Source organism: Chloroflexota bacterium, assembly GCA_016197225.1.
In the GTDB taxonomy this organism is placed as follows: domain Bacteria; phylum Chloroflexota; class Anaerolineae; order Anaerolineales; family VGOW01; genus VGOW01.
In genome coordinates this window covers 87,190-106,650 of record JACPWC010000071.1, presented here as the reverse complement: position 1 = coordinate 106,650, position 19,461 = coordinate 87,190, and the positions used below count along the sequence as shown (strand labels likewise).

Annotated in this window: 21 protein-coding genes; 11 read left to right on the top strand and 10 right to left on the bottom strand. The window is 60.6% G+C overall.

What is annotated here, in order from left to right; translation table 11 throughout:
- Positions 1-52: 52 nt before the first annotated feature.
- Positions 53-1,255, bottom strand: a complete 1,203-nt coding sequence (locus HYZ49_13500) for a hypothetical protein (protein ID MBI3243300.1) — start codon at positions 1,253-1,255, stop codon at positions 53-55.
- Positions 1,255-1,938, bottom strand: coding sequence for a DNA repair protein RadC (gene radC, locus HYZ49_13495; protein ID MBI3243299.1), 684 nt, complete (start codon positions 1,936-1,938; stop codon positions 1,255-1,257). The genes HYZ49_13500 and radC overlap by 1 nt, the downstream gene beginning before the upstream one ends.
- A 160-nt stretch (positions 1,939-2,098) precedes the next feature.
- Between radC and HYZ49_13490 the strand changes: the two genes are divergently transcribed.
- The gene (locus HYZ49_13490) at positions 2,099-2,590 is read left to right on the top strand and encodes a zinc ribbon domain-containing protein (GenBank protein ID MBI3243298.1); all 492 of its coding nucleotides are present in this window, start codon (positions 2,099-2,101) and stop codon (positions 2,588-2,590) included.
- Positions 2,591-2,622: 32 nt separating this feature from the next.
- On the opposite strand, the gene HYZ49_13485 is transcribed toward HYZ49_13490, so the two are convergent.
- Positions 2,623-3,270, bottom strand: a complete 648-nt coding sequence (locus HYZ49_13485; GenBank protein ID MBI3243297.1) for a Uma2 family endonuclease — start codon at positions 3,268-3,270, stop codon at positions 2,623-2,625.
- A gap of 42 nt (positions 3,271-3,312) precedes the next feature.
- Positions 3,313-4,602: a phosphopyruvate hydratase gene (eno, locus tag HYZ49_13480; protein MBI3243296.1), complete on the bottom strand. Its 1,290-nt coding sequence runs from the start codon at positions 4,600-4,602 to the stop codon at positions 3,313-3,315.
- A 59-nt stretch (positions 4,603-4,661) separates the two neighbouring features.
- On the opposite strand from eno, the gene HYZ49_13475 reads away from it, so the two are divergent.
- From HYZ49_13475 to HYZ49_13430, 10 genes are all read left to right on the top strand, one after another.
- Positions 4,662-5,333, top strand: coding sequence for a 1-acyl-sn-glycerol-3-phosphate acyltransferase (locus HYZ49_13475; GenBank protein ID MBI3243295.1), 672 nt, complete (start codon positions 4,662-4,664; stop codon positions 5,331-5,333).
- Positions 5,334-5,381: 48 nt separating this feature from the next.
- Positions 5,382-5,819: a cytochrome c gene (locus HYZ49_13470; GenBank protein MBI3243294.1), complete on the top strand. Its 438-nt coding sequence runs from the start codon at positions 5,382-5,384 to the stop codon at positions 5,817-5,819.
- Positions 5,820-5,906: 87 nt separating this feature from the next.
- Positions 5,907-6,986 (top strand): hypothetical protein, encoded by a 1,080-nt coding sequence (locus HYZ49_13465; protein ID MBI3243293.1) that lies wholly within the window; start codon positions 5,907-5,909, stop codon positions 6,984-6,986.
- Between the two features lie 135 nt (positions 6,987-7,121).
- Positions 7,122-8,270: a cysteine desulfurase gene (locus tag HYZ49_13460; GenBank protein MBI3243292.1), complete on the top strand. Its 1,149-nt coding sequence runs from the start codon at positions 7,122-7,124 to the stop codon at positions 8,268-8,270.
- Positions 8,267-9,010 (top strand): Fic family protein, encoded by a 744-nt coding sequence (locus HYZ49_13455; protein ID MBI3243291.1) that lies wholly within the window; start codon positions 8,267-8,269, stop codon positions 9,008-9,010. The genes HYZ49_13460 and HYZ49_13455 overlap by 4 nt, the downstream gene beginning before the upstream one ends.
- 31 nt (positions 9,011-9,041) lie before the next feature.
- The gene (locus tag HYZ49_13450) at positions 9,042-9,380 is read left to right on the top strand and encodes a hypothetical protein (GenBank protein MBI3243290.1); all 339 of its coding nucleotides are present in this window, start codon (positions 9,042-9,044) and stop codon (positions 9,378-9,380) included.
- A gap of 108 nt (positions 9,381-9,488) precedes the next feature.
- The gene (gene mnmA, locus HYZ49_13445) at positions 9,489-10,571 is read left to right on the top strand and encodes a tRNA 2-thiouridine(34) synthase MnmA (GenBank protein ID MBI3243289.1); all 1,083 of its coding nucleotides are present in this window, start codon (positions 9,489-9,491) and stop codon (positions 10,569-10,571) included.
- Positions 10,568-10,846, top strand: a complete 279-nt coding sequence (locus tag HYZ49_13440; protein MBI3243288.1) for a hypothetical protein — start codon at positions 10,568-10,570, stop codon at positions 10,844-10,846. Before mnmA ends, HYZ49_13440 begins: the two co-directional genes overlap by 4 nt.
- 25 nt (positions 10,847-10,871) lie before the next feature.
- Complete coding sequence (locus HYZ49_13435; protein ID MBI3243287.1) at positions 10,872-11,318, top strand: hypothetical protein; 447 nt, start codon at positions 10,872-10,874, stop codon at positions 11,316-11,318.
- A 12-nt stretch (positions 11,319-11,330) separates the two neighbouring features.
- Entirely contained in the window at positions 11,331-11,756 is a 426-nt protein-coding gene (locus tag HYZ49_13430; protein MBI3243286.1) for a YtxH domain-containing protein, read from the top strand.
- A gap of 83 nt (positions 11,757-11,839) precedes the next feature.
- Here HYZ49_13430 and HYZ49_13425 read toward each other — a convergent pair whose 3' ends face one another.
- From HYZ49_13425 to HYZ49_13400, 6 genes are all read right to left on the bottom strand, one after another.
- Positions 11,840-13,402, bottom strand: a complete 1,563-nt coding sequence (locus tag HYZ49_13425) for an NAD(P)H-hydrate dehydratase (GenBank protein MBI3243285.1) — start codon at positions 13,400-13,402, stop codon at positions 11,840-11,842.
- Between the two features lie 33 nt (positions 13,403-13,435).
- Positions 13,436-14,440, bottom strand: a complete 1,005-nt coding sequence (locus HYZ49_13420) for an NAD-dependent epimerase/dehydratase family protein (protein MBI3243284.1) — start codon at positions 14,438-14,440, stop codon at positions 13,436-13,438.
- On the bottom strand, positions 14,437-16,281 hold the full coding sequence (locus tag HYZ49_13415) for an aldehyde ferredoxin oxidoreductase family protein (protein ID MBI3243283.1): 1,845 nt from the start codon (positions 16,279-16,281) through the stop codon (positions 14,437-14,439). The genes HYZ49_13420 and HYZ49_13415 overlap by 4 nt, the downstream gene beginning before the upstream one ends.
- Positions 16,282-16,698 carry an SCP2 sterol-binding domain-containing protein gene (locus HYZ49_13410; protein MBI3243282.1) on the bottom strand — a complete coding sequence of 139 codons (417 nt, stop codon included), beginning with the start codon at positions 16,696-16,698 and terminating at the stop codon, positions 16,282-16,284.
- 127 nt (positions 16,699-16,825) lie between these two features.
- Positions 16,826-17,809: a diphosphomevalonate decarboxylase gene (gene mvaD, locus HYZ49_13405; GenBank protein MBI3243281.1), complete on the bottom strand. Its 984-nt coding sequence runs from the start codon at positions 17,807-17,809 to the stop codon at positions 16,826-16,828.
- 64 nt (positions 17,810-17,873) lie between these two features.
- Positions 17,874-19,118, bottom strand: a complete 1,245-nt coding sequence (locus tag HYZ49_13400; GenBank protein ID MBI3243280.1) for a Zn-dependent hydrolase — start codon at positions 19,116-19,118, stop codon at positions 17,874-17,876.
- Positions 19,119-19,461 lie beyond the last annotated feature (343 nt).

Here is a 19,461-nt window from a genome sequence, read left to right as displayed (position 1 = left end):
ATGGACGACAGACGAAAGACGACGGCTATCGTCTGTCGTCCATCGTCTTTCGTCATCGAATATAACGCCTGAGGCCAATCTCTGCCGCAATGCCTACGTCCACCCCGTTCTCGTCGCGCCAGGCCCAGCGCGGCGACTCAAAGGAGTTGGAGGTGGAGACGACGTAGGACACTGCGCCGCCCAGGCCGGGCACGTGGCGCAGAATGCCGTAGTAACGCGCATATTGATCGGCGACGGTGTGCTTGGGCTGGGTCGGGTTGCCGAACTCGGTGATGAACAACAGCTTGTCGGGGAAGAACTCGCGATAGAGTTGCCAGGTGAAGCCGTGAATTGGCTCGGTCATCTCGCGGTCGTTGACCCAGTAGCCGTGCACGGCGATCCAGTCGGTGCGGGCGGCGGCCAGCGCGGCCTCGCCCAAAAATTGGCGCATGGCCTGGCGGACATTATTTATATTATTGCCCGGCGAGAGGCCGGGGAAGCCGTACTTTTTGCCGGGCCATCGCTCCTTGTAAAGCCGCACCACTTCATCAAACCAACTGCCGAACTCTTTGCCGTTCGTCCACCACCCGCCCAGCCCTTCGATGACCAGGTTCGGCTCGTTGTGGACTTCGATGTATTGGATGTTCGGGTCGTAGTCGAACAGCCGCTGCAGGTCGTTGGCGGTGGCGTCGAAAAATTCCTGCGGGCCGATCCGCCTGGCCCGCCCGTCGTCGTTGAAGTTGAGAATGGGCCGCAACATGATGAACAGGCCCGGATTGATGGCCCGTAACCGTTCGAGGGTTTTGGGCGTGGCGGAACTGGTGAGCTTGATTGCTTCGAGTCGCGCCTTCTGAGCAATGTCGAAGTCCACGCCCTGCAGTTCGCCGTCCGAGCGGCCATGCAGGCCGATGAGGCTCACGCCCGGCGGCCACTGTTGCGCCCAGTCGTATTCGGTCTGGAAGCCGAAGCGCAGGCCGTAGTAAACGCGCGCGTGCAGAATCTCGGCCAGCACTTCGGGCGTAGGCGCGGTCAGCTTTTCCAGCGCCGGCTTGCGCGGGTTCTGCTTGATCATCGTCCACAGGTCGTCAGGCCAGGAGTCCGGCTCCACCAGAGTCAGGCGCTCAAAGTCGGGCCGCTGGGCGTCGGCGTAATCGTGCGAGATGAACACGCCGGGGAAGTAGGCGGCAAATTCCAAGACGGCGGCGCCCCAGGTTGCCACGTCGGCTTTGGTGTTGCCGGGCACTAAAAAGAGTTGCTCGATCCGTTGTTCGGGCATCAGCTGAATCCCAACCCGCGTTCTTTGAGCGACACAAAACGCTGACTGCCGATGATGAGGTGATCGTGCACCGGGATGTCGAGCAGGCGGCCGGCTTCCACCATGAGGCGGGTGACGGCTACGTCGTCGGGCGAGGGTGAGGGGTCGCCGCTGGGGTGGTTGTGAACGACGATGATCGAGGCCGCATTTTGTTTCACCGCCTCGCGGAACAGTTCGCCGACGCGGATCATCGAAGTGTTGAGCGAGCCTTTGTAAACGTCATCCATCTTCATCAAACGATTGCGGGTGTCGAGCAGGATGACCCTCACGATTTCCTGATCGAGGGCGCGCATTTCGTACATGACCAGGTTGGCGGCGTCGGCGGGAGAGTTAATGACGGGTTTTTCCTGCGGGGAGGCCGCCGCCATCCGCCGGCCCAGTTCCACTGCCGCTTTTAGTTGGGCCGCCTTGGCCGGCCCGATCCCTTTGACCTTACAAAGATCGCCGTAAGATAATTTCAACAAACCCACCAGCCCGCCGTGTGTTGAGAGCAGGCGCTCGGCCAGCCGCACCGCATTTTCGCCCCGCATCCCCACTCGCAACAAGATTGCCATAAGTTCGGCATTATTCAGCGCCTCCGGCCCGGCCTGCGCCAGCCGCTCGCGGGGCCGGTCTTCCGAGGCCATGTCGCCGATGCGCGGCATGAACGTTGTATCCGATTCAGGCTGGGTTGTCATGTGCCGTGATAATACTTCGGAGTGAGAGAGAGGTCAAATGAGGTTTCGCCAGAAGTTCGGGCGGCACGCTCCGCGAACTACCGCCCAAACAAAAGTAGGCGACAAAGTTTCACTGTATAATCTCGCCATGTCCTTCGACCTGCCTGCCATTCTCAACTACGTGCGCTACGGCGTGGCCCTGTTGGGGGCCTTCATCGCCGCCCTGTGGCTCTCGCTCGTCATCTGGACGTTCCGCGATATGCGCTCGCGCTCGCGCGACATCTTCGCCCAGTTTTTGGCGGCGCTGGTGGTGGCGGTGCTCAACATCCCCGGCTTCATCGTGTATTTGATTCTGCGCCCGCCGGAAACCCTGTCTCAATCTTACGCCCGTTCGCTGGAAGAAGAGGCGCTCCTGCAGGAGATCGAAGAGCGCCCCACCTGCCCCGGCTGTAGCCGGGCCGCCAAACCCGACTGGAAGATTTGCCCGCACTGCCAGACGATCCTCAAAAAGGTGTGTAGCAATTGCGGCAAGTTGCTCGACCTGAACTGGAACGTGTGCGCCTCGTGCGGCACGCCTGCGCCGGGGCGGGAGGCCAGAGCAAACTTTGAGACGGAAGAGGAAGAGACGGAGAAGGCATAACAAAAGCGGGTGTCGCGTGACACCCGCTTTTTCTATTTGCCTTCGATCTCTTTCAACGTCGGCGCCAGTTTTGGCAGTGGGTCTTCCCAAAGCCAGCTTGCTTTGAGCCAAAACCCTGGCAACACGGCCGAGTGATAAACCCCTTCGGCGTTCAAAGGAACCGGCTGATATTTGCCGTCAGCGCCCAACTGGTAAAAGTCGGCCCGGCGGCGGCGCGGGCGAGGGTCAATGATCCAGTATTCGCGCACGCCAGCTTCTTCGTATTCTTCAAACTTGTCTACCCGGTCACGATTCACGCTGTCTTCAGAAATGACTTCCACTGCCAGGTCGGGCGCTCCATCAAAGTATTTTTCAGTGACGTGCTCTAATCTTTCTTGCGCGACAAAAAACACATCCGGTTCGCGCCCTGAGCCTTCGGGAGAGAGTTTCACCTGCATCGGCCCAGCAAATACCTCACCCAAATTGCTAAGATCAGCAAAGTCTTGAATGAGCCGGATCAAAAACCCCACAAGTCTTTGATGAATGGTGTGAGCAGTCATATAAACAAAAACCTCCCCTTTGACCCATTCGGCGTGCATATCTTCACCCGCCCACGCCAGGAATTCGTCGTATGTCATTTTAGGCCGTGTGCCCGGTTGGGCTTCGGTTATGAGTGTTGCAGGTGGGGCTTGTGTTGCCATCTCGGCCTCCTTTCCATGACGATGATTGTACAACGAAAATGGCTACTTCTTCAGCGCCGCCCGCCCCAAATACTCCGCCGAGTCGCCAAGCTCTTCCTCAATTCGCAATAGCTGATTGTATTTCGCCACCCGGTCGGAGCGGGCGGGAGCGCCGGTTTTGATCTGGCCCATGTTGAGGGCCACCGAGAGATCGGCAATCGTGGTGTCTTCAGTCTCGCCGGAGCGGTGCGAGGTGACTGCCGTCCAGCCGTTGCGCTGGCAGATCGTCACGGCCTCAATCGTCTCGGTCAGCGAGCCAATCTGATTCACTTTGACGAGCAGGGAGTTGGCGACGCCTTCCTTGATCGCCCGCTTGACGCGCTCCGGGTTGGTGACCAGGAGATCGTCGCCCACCAGTTGGAGGCGGTTGCCCCATTGATCGGTCATCAGCTTCCAGCTTGCCCAGTCGTCCTCGGCCAGCCCGTCTTCAATCGAAACAATCGGATACTTCTTGATCCACTCGCCCCAGAAAGCCACCATCTCCGCGCCCGTCAACTTCTTGCCTTCTTTACGCAAGTTGTAAGTTTTGGTTTCGGCCTCGTAAAGTTCAGAGGCCGCCGGGTCGAGGGCGATGCTGAGTTGGTCGCCAGGCTTGTAACCTGCGGTCTCAATGGCTTTGAGGATCACTTCGATCGCTTCTTCATTCGTCTTGAGCGCGGGCGCGTAGCCGCCCTCGTCACCGACGAGGGTGGTGTAGCCTTTGTCTTTGAGCACCTTCTTGAGCGCGTGATAAACCTCCGCGCCCCAGCGCAGGCCTTCGGCGAACGACTGCGCTCCGAGCGGCATGACCATGAACTCCTGAAAGTCGGTGGACTGCCAGGCGGTGTGCGCGCCGCCGTTGAGGATGTTGAGCATGGGCACCGGCAGAACGTGGGCGTGCGTGCCGCCAAGGTAACGATAGAGCGGGAGCGAGAGCGAGTTGGCCGCCGCTTTTGCGATAGCAAGGCTCACCCCCAAAATGGCGTTGGCCCCCAACTTGGACTTGTTCGACGTGCCGTCCAGTTCGAGCATGAGCGCGTCGAGGTCGCGCTGGTCGAGCGCGTCCAGGCCCACCAGTTCGGGCGCGATGGCCTCGTTGACGTTGGCAACCGCCTTGAGCGTGCCTTTGCCACCGTAGCGCCCCTTTTCTCCGTCGCGCATTTCCAGCGCCTCGTGTGCGCCGGTGGACGCTCCGGACGGAACCGCCGCCCGCCCCCACGCGCCGTCGGCTAAACCGACTTCCACTTCCACCGTCGGGTTTCCCCGCGAGTCCAGAATTTCACGCCCGTGAATCGAAATAATTGTCGTATCCATTTTTCAGTCTCCGTGTTTTAGATGGATGAAATAGTGCGACACCCATTATAATCCCGCCCATGACGACGCTCTCCATTGCCCCAACCGACGAACGCGACCGCCATCGTTACTACATCACGATGACGCCTGTCCGGGCAATCGCCACTTTTCTCATCACCCGATTCCTGATCCATCCCGTGATGAAAATCGAAGTGCGAGGCTACGAGAACGTGCCGCTGACCGGCCCGCTCATCATCAGCGGCAACCACGTCACCAACTTCGACGTGTTCCCGATGCAGATTTCAACTCTGCCGCGCACCATCTGCTTCATGGGCAAGGCCGAGTTGTTCAAGAACCCGGCGCTGGGCTGGCTCATTCGCAACCTGTGCGCCTTCCCGGTTTTTCGCGGCGGCGGCGACAAGTGGGCGCTGAACTTTGCCGAGCGTGTTCTGCTCGAAGGCCAAACACTTGGCATCTTCCCCGAAGGCAAACGAAGCAAAGGCAAAGGTTTGCAACAAGCCAAGACCGGCGCGGCGCGCTTTGCTCTTGCCGCCAACTCGCCCATTCTGCCGCTCGCCATTGTTGGAACCGACCGGCTCTTCAAGCCCTGGTATCGCCCCACGCCAGTCACCGTCAACATCGGCCAGCCAATTTACCCGCAGGCCGACGACACCACCGACTCGCTCACCGAACGCGTTATGCGCGCCATCGCCGCCATGTTGCCGGAAGAGTATCGGGGCGTGTATCGGTAAGACTTCAACCTCATGCGCTTTCGACTCAAGTGGTGGCCGCCTCTGTTGATGGCGGCCTTGTTCTTAGCGGCTTGCGCCTCCTCCAGTAGCAGTTCAGTCGTCATCAACGAAACCGCCGTGCCGCCCGTCCCCACTCTCAACCCGGATCGCGCGGCCCAGGGTGAGCAACTTTACGCCCAACACTGCGCCAGTTGTCACGGCGCAAACCTCGAAGGCGCGCCCGACTGGAAAAGGCCGCTGGCCGACGGCTCCCTCCCGCCGCCGCCCCACGACAGTTCCGGCCACACCTGGCACCACACCGATTCGCTCCTCATCACGATCATCGCCAAAGGCGGCCAGGCCGTCTACGATAACGCCAAAATGCCCGCCTTCGGCGACAAGCTCGCCGAAGACGAAATTGTCGCAATCCTGGACTTCATCAAAAGCAAATGGGGCAAAGACGAGCGCGAGTTTCAGTGGTGGGTTACCTACACGCAGGGCGAATAGCAATGATCGGTGCGCGCGCATTCCGGCGGGCGTGAAGCGGGCAACCAGCCAGGAGCAAACCTGACAACCTTTGGTAGAATTACCTGCATGACGACTATCACTACCACCCCCACAAAAACTACTGGTCTCGACACGTCACAGGCGAAAAGTCTCGGCGGCCTCGGCTTCGATTGGCTCATGGCCGCCCTCGGCGCGTGGCTGATCGGCGGACTCTACCTCGACGGCTGGGCGCACACCCACAACCCGAATCTCGAAACTTTCTTTACACCCTGGCACGGCGCGCTTTATTCCGGGTTTCTGATTCAAGCGGCTGTTCTGGCCGGCCTGTTCGTTCGCAACCTGCGACGCGGCCATTCGTTCACGGCGGCCATGCCAAGCGGCTACGGCCTCTCGCTCCTGGGCGCGGCCATCTTCATGGTCGGTGGTGTCGGCGACATGATCTGGCACATTCTCTTCGGCATCGAGATCGGCGTCGAGGCCCTCCTCAGCCCAACTCATCTCATGCTGGCGTTCGGCGGCGTGTTGCTGATCACCGGCCCTCTGCGCGCCGGTCTCAAACGCGCCAACGACGCCTCGTGGCTTTCGTACTTCCCGTTCCTCATTTCAGCCACCCTCCTGTTTTCGATCCTCACCTTCTTCACCGACTATGCCAGCCCTCTCGGCGGAACCTGGATCACCAGCGTTGACCGGCCCGGCCAGGGCTACGTCTTCGTCACCCAGGCGCTCGGCATCACCGCCTTCCTGTTTCAGTCGGCCCTGCTCACAGCCATCGTCCTGGTATTGATCCGAAACCACAAACTCCGGCCCGGTGCGCTGACTTTCATGCTGACGATCAACTCCGCCTTGATGGTGGTGATGCACGACATATTCTTCGGCGCCAACCCGGCTTTGCTGTTCGTCACCGGCGTCCTCGCCGGGGTAGCCGCCGATGTGTTAGTGTGGCGGCTCAAACCTTCCATCATCAACATCCGCGCCCTGCGGCTCTTCTCCGCCGCCCTGCCCGCCATCCTCTACCTCTTCTACTTCCTCGCCGCCCTCTTCACCGTTGGCTTGTGGTGGAGCATCCATCTCTGGACGGGCGCTGTGGTGCTGTGCGGCGTCATGGGCTGGCTGGTGAGCTATCTTGTCGTTCCGTCCAACGTCGAGAAGGTGAGCCTGTTTGAGTAACTTACCTTACACAGGTGCCGCACCCTTCGACTGCGCGGCGACCCTTCGACTTCACTTCGTTTCGCTCAGGGCCGCCGCTCCGCTCAGGGTGCTTGCGTAAGGTGAGTGAGTAAATGGCCGTGATACAATCACGCCATGCCCGACCCAATCTACCTCGATTACGCCGCCACTACCCCGGTTGACCCCGCCGTGCTGGAGGCCATGTTGCCGCACTTCCGCGACAACTTCGGCAACCCGTCGTCCATCCATCGCTGGGGCCGCAACGCCGAAAAGGCCATCGAAGAGGCCAGACGCGACATGGCCGCCGTCCTCAACTGCGAGCCGAACGAAGTCATCTTCACCTCCGGCGGCACCGAGTCCGACAACTACGCGCTTCGCGGCGCCGCTCACGCGATGCGCGAAGCCGGGCGCGGCAACCACCTCATCACCACCGCCGTCGAGCATCACGCCGTTCTGCACACCGCCCGCCAGCTTGCCGAACACTACAACTTCGACCTAACGATCCTGCCCGTTGACGACTGTGGCCGCGTCCGTCTCTCGGACGTGGAGGCCGCCGTCCGCCCCGACACGATTCTGATTTCGGTAATGACCGCCAACAACGAGATTGGCACGATCCAGCCCGTCGCCGAGATCGCTCAACTCGCGCGTTCACATGGCATCATCACACACACCGACGCGGTGCAGGCCGCCAGCCAGCTTGAGATGGACGTGCAAAAGCTGGGCGTGGATATGCTGGCCCTCGGCGCGCACAAATTTTACGGGCCGAAGGGCGTTGGCGCGTTGTACGTTCGCAAAGGCACGCCGCTTATTTCGACTCAAACTGGCGGCGCGCACGAACAGGGCCGCCGCGCCGGAACTTCCAACGTGCCTTACATCGCCGGTTTAGCCGCCGCCCTCAAATTCACCGTCGCCCGCCGTGAAGCCGACAACGCCCGCTACCGCCGACTGCGCGACCGCCTCATCTCTGCCCTCACCCAGATTCCAGATTCGCGCCTCACCGGCCATCCGGCAGAGCGCCTGCCCAACAACGCCTCGTTCGTCTTCCGAAACATTGACGGCAATGAACTGCTGATGCGGCTCGACCTGGAAGGCATCGCCGCCTCCTCCGGTTCGGCCTGCAAGACCGGCGACCCCGAACCGTCCGACGTGATCCTGGCCCTGGGCTACGACCGCAGTTGGGCGCTCGGCTCGCTCAGGCTGACGGTTGGCCGTCCGACGACGGAGGAGGAGATTGAGCGGGCGGTGGAGGGGGTGACGAGGGTGGTGGGGCAGATGAGGAGTTGAAAGTGAACTTGAAGCAGATTCTTGAACAATTGGCAGACAAGAAAGCGGCGCTTGACGCCCATCGCCCTCTGTCGGCCTCTGCCGCCGCTCGTCTAAAGGAATACTTTGATGTAGAGTGGACGTATCACTCGAACGCCATAGAAGGCTCTACTCTCACGCTTCGCGAAACCGAGGTTGTGTTACATCAGGGCATTACTGTTGGCGGCAAGACATTGCGCGAACATCTTGAGGCTATCAATCATAAAGACGCGATAGACTTTGTAGAGGCCTTAGCGAACGGCGCAGAGCCACTCACTGAGCATAATCTGCGGCAAATTCACGCGCTGGTTTTGAAGGGCATTGACGATGAAGAAGCCGGGCGTTATCGCCTCGGTCAAGTTCGCATCAGCGGCTCCGAGTACGTTCCTCCTGATGCGTTAAGTGTACCAGCGTTGATGCAGGAATTCATGTCTTGGTTGAATGGCGATGGTCAAAAACTATCTACCATTGAACGAGCGGCGTTGACTCATTTCCAACTAGTGCATATTCACCCTTTTGCCGACGGCAATGGTCGCACAGCCCGCCTACTGATGAATTTGCTACTCATGCGCGACGGCTACCCGCCAGCCGTCATCCGCCGTGAAGATCGGCTTGCTTACTATGACGCGCTTGATCAAGCCCATACAGGTAACACTGAACCGTTCACAGTAATGATAGCTGAAGCGACAGACCGTTCATTAGATATCTTTTTAGCCGCATAAGTTGCTGAAGATTGCTTTCTTGCAAGGCGAAATGCCAAAACCAAAAACTTTTGACGACCTGCTCACCCAACCCGATCGCAAACTTCTCGCCAGCCTGACGACCCCGGCCAAAATTCAAGCCTTCCTCGATACGCTGACTTATAGCTCGGAAGACATCTATCGTTGCCCGCTCCGGGTTCTGCGCGACGGCATCGGCCACTGCTTTGACGGCGCATCCTTCGCCGCCGCCGCCCTGCGCCGGCTCGGCCATCCACCGCTCATCATTGACATGCTCCCCACCAACCGCGACGACGACCACATGCTGGCGCTCTACAAACGCGACGGCTGCTGGGGCGCGGTCGCCAAGTCCAACTTCGTCGGCCTGCGTTAGTTGATGATGGCCGAGGCAGTGGAGCGCTCGTTGGATATCTTCCTCGCCGCCTGACCTTTGGGATTTGGAGTCTGGGATTTGGGAGTTAGACCGCGTGTGGTCGTCGCCATGTCGGGCGGCGTGGATAGTTCGGTGGCCGCGGCCTTGCTCGTCGAGCAGGGCTACGACGTGATCGGGCTGATGATGCGCCTGTGGAGCGAGCCGGGCAAGGAGGCTTACAATCGCTGTTGCACGCCCGACGCGATGGGCCACGCCCGCCATATCGCCGAGTCGCTCGACATCCCGTTTTACGTGGTGGACACGAAGGATGTTTTCCACGACACAATCGTCAACTTTTTCATTGACGGCTACGCCAGTGGCGTCACGCCCAATCCTTGTATGGAGTGCAACCGCCACATCCGGTGGGAGTTTTTGCTCAACAAGGCCCTCTCCTTCGGCGCAGAATTTCTCGCCACCGGCCACTACGCCCGCGTGCGCGCCGTCGCCGACGGCCCAATTACTATTCCCACTCCGCTTCGCTCCGGGGACTGTCGTTACCAATTACTAAAATCCATTGACGACAAAAAGGATCAGTCTTACGTCCTCAGCGTGCTGGGCCAGCGCCAACTTCGCCACGCCATGTTCCCGGTTGGCGGCTACACCAAAACCGAAATCCGCGAGCTGGCGCGCAAGTTCAACCTGCCGGTAGCCGAGCGGCCCGACAGCCAGGATTTGTGCTTCCTGGCCGACAACGACTACCGCCGCTTTTTGACCGAGCATGCGCCGCAAGTCGCTCAACCCGGCCCTATCGTAGACAGTTCAGGCAATGTGCTGGGCGAACACAAGGGCCTGGCGTTTTACACTATCGGCCAGCGCAAGGGCATCGGCCTCGCCGCCCGCGAGCCGCTCTACGTGTTGGGTGCCGACCCGGCTCGCAACGCCCTCGTCGTCGGCGTCGAGTCTGAGCTTGGGCAAACGACGATGCGCGTCGGGCGCATCAACTGGGTGTCGGGCGTGCCGCCGGTTGAACCGTTTGAGGCCGACATCAAAATTCGTTACAAGGCCCAGCCCCGGCGTGGGCGGATCACGCCGCTCGACGACAAACGGGCCGGGGTGACGTTTGAAGCGCCCATGCGCGACATCACTCCGGGGCAGGCCGCCGTGTTTTACGATGGCGACGTTTGCCTGGGAGGAGGAATCATTCAACGATGACAACCGGAGCATATCTTCTAGCCTTCATCCTTTCCACGCTTTACGGCGCGGGTTTTCACCTGTGGCTGGGCGGCAGTTCGCGGCGTCTCCTGCTGTATTTGCTGGCGGGTTGGGTGGGCTTCGTCGTCGGCCACTTTGCCGGCGGCTTCATTGGCTTCACCTTCATGAGCGCCGGCGCGCTTCACATCGTCCCGGCCAGCCTGGGCAGCATCATCGCCCTGTTCACCGCCAACTGGCTGGCCCAGCGTGGCCGTGAGCCTGAATCACGAAGTTGATTTATCCGGTATAATCGCAATTGCAATGTCAACCGGAACCCCGCCTTCACAACCCACACCAACACCTCCACCCACCAGTTCTGACCTCACCCCGGAACAACGGCGGCTGGCCTTGATTGCCATCGTAATGACGCTGATCGTTGTCGCCGGGATCGTGGCGGCGGTGTACTTCATGGTGCAAAACCCGTCGGCCACCACCGTCATCCGCGACATCTTCATCATCTTCATGGCCGTCGAGTCGTTGTTCATCGGCTTTGCCCTGGTCATCCTGATGATCCAACTGGCCCGGCTCACCAACCTGCTCCAACACGAGATCAAGCCGATCCTCGAAAGCACCAACGAGACGGTGAACACGGTGCGCGGCACGGCCATCTTCGTCAGCGAGAACATCGTCGAGCCGGTGATGAAGCTCAACGGTTACGTGGCGGCATTGTCCAAATTCTTCGATCTTATCAACGTGATAAAGAAGTAAAGGAGAACCCTCATGTCAAACAACAGTAGTGACGATATTGGCGCTTTCCTCACCGGCTTTGTGGTCGGCGGTCTGGTAGGCGCGGCCGTGGCCCTCATCCTGGCCCCGCAGTCGGGCGCGGAGACCCGCGAACAGATTCGGCAGAAGGGCATTGAACTGCGCGAGCAGGGCGAAGAGTCGCTGGCCGAAGCCCGCGCCCGCACCGAGGCCGCCGCCGCCGAAGCCCGCGCCCGCGCCGAGAAGCTGGCCGCCGAGGCCAAGACCCGCGCCGAGCACGTGGCCGCCGAGGCCCGCACCCGCACCGAAGAGTTGACCAAGCAGGGCCGGGTGGTGATTGAGGAACAGCGCGCGAAATTGCAGGATGCCTTTGAAGCCGGCAAGAAGGCGATGACCACACCCAAAGGTGGCGCCGCCTCTGACTCCGAAGCCGCTGTGTAAGAACAACTCGATCCATAAAATAAAACGCCCCGTTCGCAAGACGGGGCGTTTTATTTTGTGCGACGGGCGTGGCAGCCGCGCCTCTACAATGTCGCAATTGCCTTCGGAATCGCCTTCAACAAATCGCTGGCCACGATGCTGACGGTCGTGCCGAGAGTCTCGGCGGCGATTTCCGCCGCGCGGCCATGAATGAATGCGCCCGCGACTGCCGCCTCGAACGGCGGCGCGCCCTGCGCCAGCAACCCGCCGATCAAGCCCGACAACACATCACCCGACCCGGCTTTGGCCAGCGCCGCCGTCGCAAACGGCTCGATGGCGGCCTTGCCATCGGGCGCGGCAATGACGGTGAATGCGCCTTTGAGCAGAACCACGTGCCCCCACTGCGCCGCAAACTTGCGGGCCACGCCTAAACGATCGGCCTGAATTTCTTCTTTCGAGAGTCCGGTGAGCGTTTCCATTTCGCCAGGATGCGGTGTGAGTATGGCGGGTTTGGGCAGAAGGCTCGGCCAGTTTTCAATTTGGGCGAGGAGGCGCAGGCCGTCGGCGTCCACCAGACTTCCGAAGCGCCAAACACCGGCGAGACTTCGGAAGTCTGCAAGCAACGCTCGTAAAAAGTTCAGTGTCACTTCAGCCATGCCAAAGCCCGGCCCAAGAATGAGCGCGTCGGCCTTGCCGAGTTGGGCGCTTACAACCTCAGCCGCGCTCTCGGCAATCGCGCCCGACGACTCGGGCAGGGGCAACCAGGTGGCTTCGGGAAGTTGAGTCGCAAGAATGGGCTGGATCGAGTCGGGGACGGCAAGGGTGACGAGTCCGGTTCCGGCGCGATAGGCGGCGGCTCCGGCGAGGTAGGCCGCGCCCACGAAGTTCTTCGAGCCGGCCACGATCAGCGTCTTGCCAAATGTGTACTTGTGCGCGTCGCGCCGCCGTTCCGGCAAAGTAGCTTTCGCTCGCGCCGAGTCGGCCAACTCAAGATTGATCGCCTGCAAACCGGGCAAGCCGGCCCAGCCAATGTCGGCCACGATCAACTCGCCAACGTAATCTGCCGCCGGAAATTTGTATTGGCCGATCTTGGCCGCGCCGAACGTCACTGTGAGATCGGCCTTGATCGTGTTGCCGTCCACCTCGCCGGTGTCGCAGTTTGTGCCGGACGGGCAATCGACAGCCACAATGTAGGGGCGACGCTGGCCGTCGCCCGCCCGCCCCGCCGCCTGCCGTAACACTTGCGCCGCTTTGTCGCGCAGTGGCAGGCGCGCGCCCGTGCCGAAGAGCGCATCTACAATTACATTTGCGCCGCCGAGCGAGTGCCTGAGCACCCGTGATTGCGTGTCGTTATCGGCGTCCACAAGAAAGATAGAACGGTTGCGAAGCTCGACGACTTTAGAGTCGGATTCTTCGGGCGGCTTGAGGCAATAGACTTTGACGGTTGCCCCCGCGTCCGTCAGGTGGCGGGCGGCCACCAGCCCGTCGCCGCCGTTGTTGCCCGGCCCGACGAGGACGACGACGCTGGCCGTCTTGGGATCAACGCGCTCAACGATAGCATCCGCGACTGCTTTGCCGGCGTGCTCCATCATCGTCGCGTATGAAACTCCGGCGGCGGCGGCTTCTGCCTCCAGGCGGCGCATTTCTTCGGTAGTGACGAGCTTCATGAAGGATGAATTATGAAGGAAGAAGGATGAAGTTCATCCTTCTTCCTTCTTCCTTTTTCCTTTAACCCACCCGATCTGCCGATACCAGTCCACCGTCTGCTTTGCGCCTTCTTCAAACGGCTTGGGCGTGAAATCGAGTTCGGCGCGCGCTTTGTCGGAGGAAACTTGCCAGTCGTAGAAAACGTATTTCGCCAGGTTGATGGGGTAGTACGGTTCGCGCCCGGTGCGGGCGGCCATGTCGGTGAGGCGGTTGGCCAACCACATCATGAGCGGAGCCGGGCAGTTCAACCGGAATGAACTGATGCCGGCCAGCCTGCTGATGATGCGGTTGGCTTCGTTGTGCGTCAGCGGCTCGCCGCTGAGGTTGTAAATTTCTCCGGTTCGGCCCTGGCTCAGGGCGGCCACAATACCGCGAGCCACATCCGGCACAAAGGCCGGGAAGGTGAGGCGCTGGCCCTTATGAATCCGGATGCGCAAGCCGCGCAGAGGGTCTTCAAAAAAGAGGCGGTTCCAGGCGTAGTGGCCCCAGGGGCCGTAAAACGCGCCGGGCCGGAGAATGATGGCCGGAAACCGGGTGCTCCGGTTGAACATGCGCACCATGTTCTCGGCGTCGAACTTGCTTCGCTGGTAAGCGTCCACCGGCTGGCAGGGATAGGTCTCGTCAATGACCCGGCCATTTTGCGGGATGCCGACGACAGCCACAGTGGAAACGTAAATGAAACGCTGAATGTTCTGGCGCAGAGACGCCTCGAGCATGTTGGCCGTGCCTTGCACGTTGACCTTTTCAAACGATTCGCGCGGCCCCCAAAAGCGGAAGAGACCGCCGGCATGAATGACCTTCTCACAATCCTTCATCGCCGCCAGAATCGAGTCTCGATCTAAAACGTCGCCCGTCACCACTTCGACGTTGCCGTAGTGTTTGAGAAAACCGACGTCGCTGGTGGAGCGGGCCAGCACACGCACCGCGCACCCGGTTTGGGCCAGCGCCGGAATCAAGTGATGGCCGAGGAAGCCGGTTGCGCCGGTGACGAAGATCATGCCGCCCCCCACAAATCGGCGGCGACCCCGGCCAGGCCGAGTCGTTCCAGGGTCGAGCGAGTCGGCTTGCCCGTGGCCGGGTCCCAGCCCTCAACCTCGTAGTATTCAGCCAGCAGAGTCTTCATATCAGGCGCGACGCCCGCCGCGCCGCCTTCGTTGTAGGGCGTGAGAAAGGCTTTGGGCAATTTGTCGTTAGCGGCAGTGAGGCCGAGGCGGTTGTTGATGGCCCGTTTGAGCGCCCAGCCGCGCTCGCCACAGCGGAAGAATTCTTCAGCCGAGTAGTCGAGGCCGGTGGCGGCGTTGATTAGCTCGTGGGCGGTGGTGAAGGTGAGGTTGGCAAAGACGCACATGACCAGACTGTTGTTGAGCGTGCGCCACCACTGATGGCGGGCCACGCTTTCGGCCTTGCCGGCGCTGGCTGAACGGTCAAGCGTCTTGATGCCGATCTCCGGCATCTCGCCGCCGATCTCGACGATGAAGTAATCGCTCTGGTTGTGGCACGCGCCGCGCGGCGAGGTGGCGTAGGTCAGGGCCATGCCGGTGGCCCCGCGCGGGTCGTGGTAAGCCGCTTCGAGGCCATTCACCTGCACCGCCATCTCTTCGACGCCAAAGCGGCGAGCAAAGTCGCGCGCGCCCTGCGCCAGCCACTCGCCGAGTCCCTCGCGCCGGGCGGTTTGATGAACAAGAGTCTCGGCGGCGTGAACGTCGCCCCACTTGAGTTCAAGACCGCTCGCGTCGGCGGCAGTGATAACGCCCCGGTCGTACATCATGAAGGCCAGACCGATGATGTTGCTCATGCTGATCGTGTCCAAGCCGTAAGAATCACACAACTGGCCCAGATGAACAATGGCGGCCAGATCGTCGTTCTCAATGTTCGGGCCAAAGCCGACGATGGTTTCGTACTCCGGCCCCTTGCCCTCGCCGCGTTGATACGGCCCGTCCGGAATCGTCACCTTGCGCCCGCAGGCGATGACGCAGGCGTGGCAGGTGGACACGCCAGAGAGGATCGTCTCGGCCATGCCCGCGCCCGACACCTTGCTCACATTCGCAAAGCCGCTCCGCGAATAGTAGCGAACCGGCATCGTGCCCAGCAAATCGAAATACTCCGCCGCGCCCGCCGAGCCGGTCTCGCGCAAGACGTTGCTCATGTTATCTTTTCGCAACTGATGGTTAGCCTGAGAGCGGATGGTTTTGAAGCCGGCGTGAGCCGCCGGAAACTCGCCCGACCCACGCGCGGCCACTGCTTTGAGATTCTTGGAACCCATCACCGCGCCCAGACCGGCGCGCCCGGCCACCCGGCCATGATCGCCGAGGATGAGGGCAAATGGAATAAGACGCTCGCCCGCTACGCCAATGCAGGCCACCCGAGTCGACGGGTCACCCGTCTCTTGTTTGATTCGGCTTTGGGTGATGTAAGTGTCGCCGCCCCAGAGATGAGATGCGTCACGTAATTCGGCCCGCCCATCTTTCAACCACAAATAGACCGGCGATGTTGCGCGCCCGGTGAACAGAATGCCGTCGTAGCCGGCGAATCGAATCTCGGGGCCGACAAAGCCGCCGCAATTCGACTCGGCCCACAAATGGGTGGCGGGCGATTTGGCGCAAACAGTGTAGCGGCCAACCGCCGGGCCGGACGAGCCGGTGAGCGGCCCGGTCATAAACAACAGCGGATTGTCAGGGCCGAGCGGGTCGAGAGCAGGAGTCAGTCGGCCATACAAGAGGCCGGCGGCCAGCGAGGCCCCGCCCACGAAATCGCGGAGAAGGTTGCTGTCGAGAAGTTGATCCGCAATGTGGCCGGTGGAAAGGTCAACGGTAAGAATGCGCCCCAGATAGCCGTTCATTTATTGCGCAACCGGAAACTCTGAATCCACCTTCGAGGCGCACTTGACGAACTTCAGCACCGTCGGCACGTTTTTCATCATGTAAACCATGCTGCCGTGAACTTTGAGTTGGCGGGTGATCATGGCCTGCATCGGATCGAGCTTGCCCTGAATGATGCGAATAAAGACGGACGTCGGAGCGGCCAGCACGAAGGCCGCCTTCTTGTCGTCGAGGCTGGCAACTTCGTAAGCGTCACGGCATTGCCCGTGCCACAGGTCTACATACATCAACATCGGCTTCGGCGCCAGATCGTCCGGCTCCACGTGGAAGATCACGTCGCCTTCCCAGTTTTGCGCCGCCTGGGCATAGTCGGCGTCCGAGTTGATCACCTCTTTGAGGGCTTTGACCCAGGCATCGCTGGGAAACGGATTTGACATGTCAGTCTCTCCTTTTTATATACCTTATTAAGGATTATCGGGCAGAGAAGATGGGATGTCAAACGCGCAGTCAACGTAGCGGCTTGATCGGTTCGGGCGAAAGTCCAACTTTCGCCCGAACAATCTTTTATGAGCCTGTCACCAGTTCAGCGCCGCCCCCCGGAGTGGCGGTGAGAACGTTCTGCACGCCCGGAATCGCGTGTAAGCGTTTGTTCACCTCAGTTGCATATTCGGCAGTGGTAATCACGTGGACGTTGGGGCCGGCGTCAATCGTAAAGCAGACCGGCAATCCTTTGGCCCGCCACTCGCGCGCGGCCTGTATGATCGTCAGCGTCGGCGGCAACCAGTAATAAAGCGGCGGGCGCGAAGTCATCATTACCGAGTGCATGATCGTCGAATCCTCTTCGACGACGTCGGCCAAGCGGGCAAAGTCGCGGGCCAGCAGGGCTTCGCGGCAGGCGTCAAGGCGGCGCGGCGTATCTTTAATGCGGGCCTCCTGAAGCGGGCTGGTGCTCGCCAGGGTGTGGCCGTCGGAGGAGCCAACGGCTTTATGCTCACGGCTGACGATGGCAATACAATCGGCCAGCGCCCAGTGCTCCGGCCCGGCGATGGAGAAGGCATACGAGTCATCGCTTCCTGTTCCCATTTGCCACTCCACAAAACCGGCCGGGATAGAACGGCTGGCCGAGCCGGAGCCTTGCCGGGCCAGAACGGAAAGCTGGCGCTCCGAGAGTTGCAAACCGGCGGCGGCGCAGACGGCCACAGTGAGGGCGGCGAAGCCGGAGGCCGACGAGGCAATGCCCGTGCCGCTCGGAAAATTATTCTGGCTGTCCACACGGGCGCGGGTGGAAATGTTTGCCAGCTTGCGTACCCGGTCGAGTTGCTCGCTGACGCGCCGCGAGGCTTCGGGCGACTGGGCCATGTTGTCCAGCACCACCACATCCGAGTGAAGGGCCGGATCGAAGGCGACGGTGGTGCGAGTGAACAGCCCGGCCAGGTTCATGGAGAGTGAACTGGTCGCAGGCAGGCGCAGAGTGTGATCTCGATTCCCCCAGTATTTGATGAAGGCGATGTTGGCACAACTGATACTCGTTGCTTTTCTGTTTTGCATAAATAGCCCTTTCGTCGTTTTCTATGGCAAGTTTATCGCGCTCGGCAAGCAAACCAAACCCTGCTCAATCTATTGATCTGCCCTCCGCCATCTTCAACGCCGCTCTCAGCAAAACGTTGGCCCCATTCAGGCACGCTTCCCATTCGCTAAACTCCTGAGGCGAGTGGCTGATGCCGTCGCGCGACGGAATAAAAATCATGCCTGCCTCGGTGATGACGGCCAGCGATTGGGCGTCGTGGCCCGCGCCGGAGTGCAGGGCAGTGCGGCTCAGGGCCAGCGAGTCGGCGGCGGAGGCGATGGCGGCTTGCGCCCGTTCACTCATCGGCGCCGGTTCACACTCGCCCACCGGCTCCACCGTGAGTTTGAGTCCATACTGCCGCCCGATCACTTCGGCCAAACTGAGCAATGCCGATCCCAGTTCCTTGAGTTGTTTGGCCTCGGGCGCGCGGTATTCCAGGGCAAATTCGGCGACGCCGGGGATGATGTTGAACGCGCCCGGCCTCAGGTTCATCTGCCCCACGTTGACCACGCATGTTGGAAAATCGCGCAGGACCAGTTCGCGCGCGGTGAGGATGAAGGTGGCCGCGCCGAGCGAAGCGTCCGTGCGCGACTCCATCGGCGTTGTCCCGGCGTGGTTGGCCTTGCCGCGATAGATGAGCCGGTACGACTTGATGCCGACGATGCCCGTCACCACCCCAATCGCAATCGCCGATTGAACCAGCCGCGGCCCCTGCTCGATGTGCAGTTCCAGATAACCGGCCAGTGTTTCAGGATCACGCTTCGCAGACAGAAAACCAGAGTCGGTCAACCCGGCGCGAGTCATGCCTGCTTCCAACAAATCGCGCCCGCCGCGCGGCTGAGCCAGCGTTTCAGCCTTGAGTTGCCCGGCCAGCGCCTGGCTCCCCAGAATACCGGCCAGCGTTCCCTCTTCATCGGTGAAGTCAATCACTTCAAGATTCACTGGCAGATTGAGTCCGGCTTCTTTGATCGTGCGCGCGGCTTCGAGCGCGGCGACTACGCCCAGCGCGCCGTCGAAGCGCCCGCCGTTGGGAACGGAGTCGGTATGGGAGCCGAGGAGGAGGGAGCGAGAATTGGAGATTGGAGAATTAAAGATTGCTGAGTGATTCCCGGCGCTGTCCACGCGGGTCTCAAGCCCGGCTTCAGTAGCACGAGCCAGAAACCAGCGACGGGCTGCCAGGTTGGCTTCGCTCAAGGCCGGGCGATGCACGCCGCCGTCGGGGGTCGAGCCAATTTTGGCCAGCGAATCAAAGTCTTGTTTGAAGCGGTCGGGGTTGACGAGGAGGGTCATGATCAAGATTATAACGCTATTAGATTCTCACTTGACAGGCTTGTGTGTTAGTCAGTAATATTAGACAAGTTTGATCCGAAATAAAAGAACGTTTGTGGCCTGAATTGAGTTGTGAGACCTGAAACGCAATGACAATTTGGTGTTTTTCCAAACAGAATCTGGCGCATTAAAAAACGAGGCTCTCCCTCTAAAGGCGGGTAGAGCCTCGTTCACTTTTTTGTTGCTCACGCAGGTGAAAATCGGAGGGTGGGGCAATCAGCCGTTTGCCTTATGGTTGCAAAGCGAGGCCGTTAGGCCTGCTTCAAGCAACATCTCAAACACTACAACAACTGCATAACTTGTG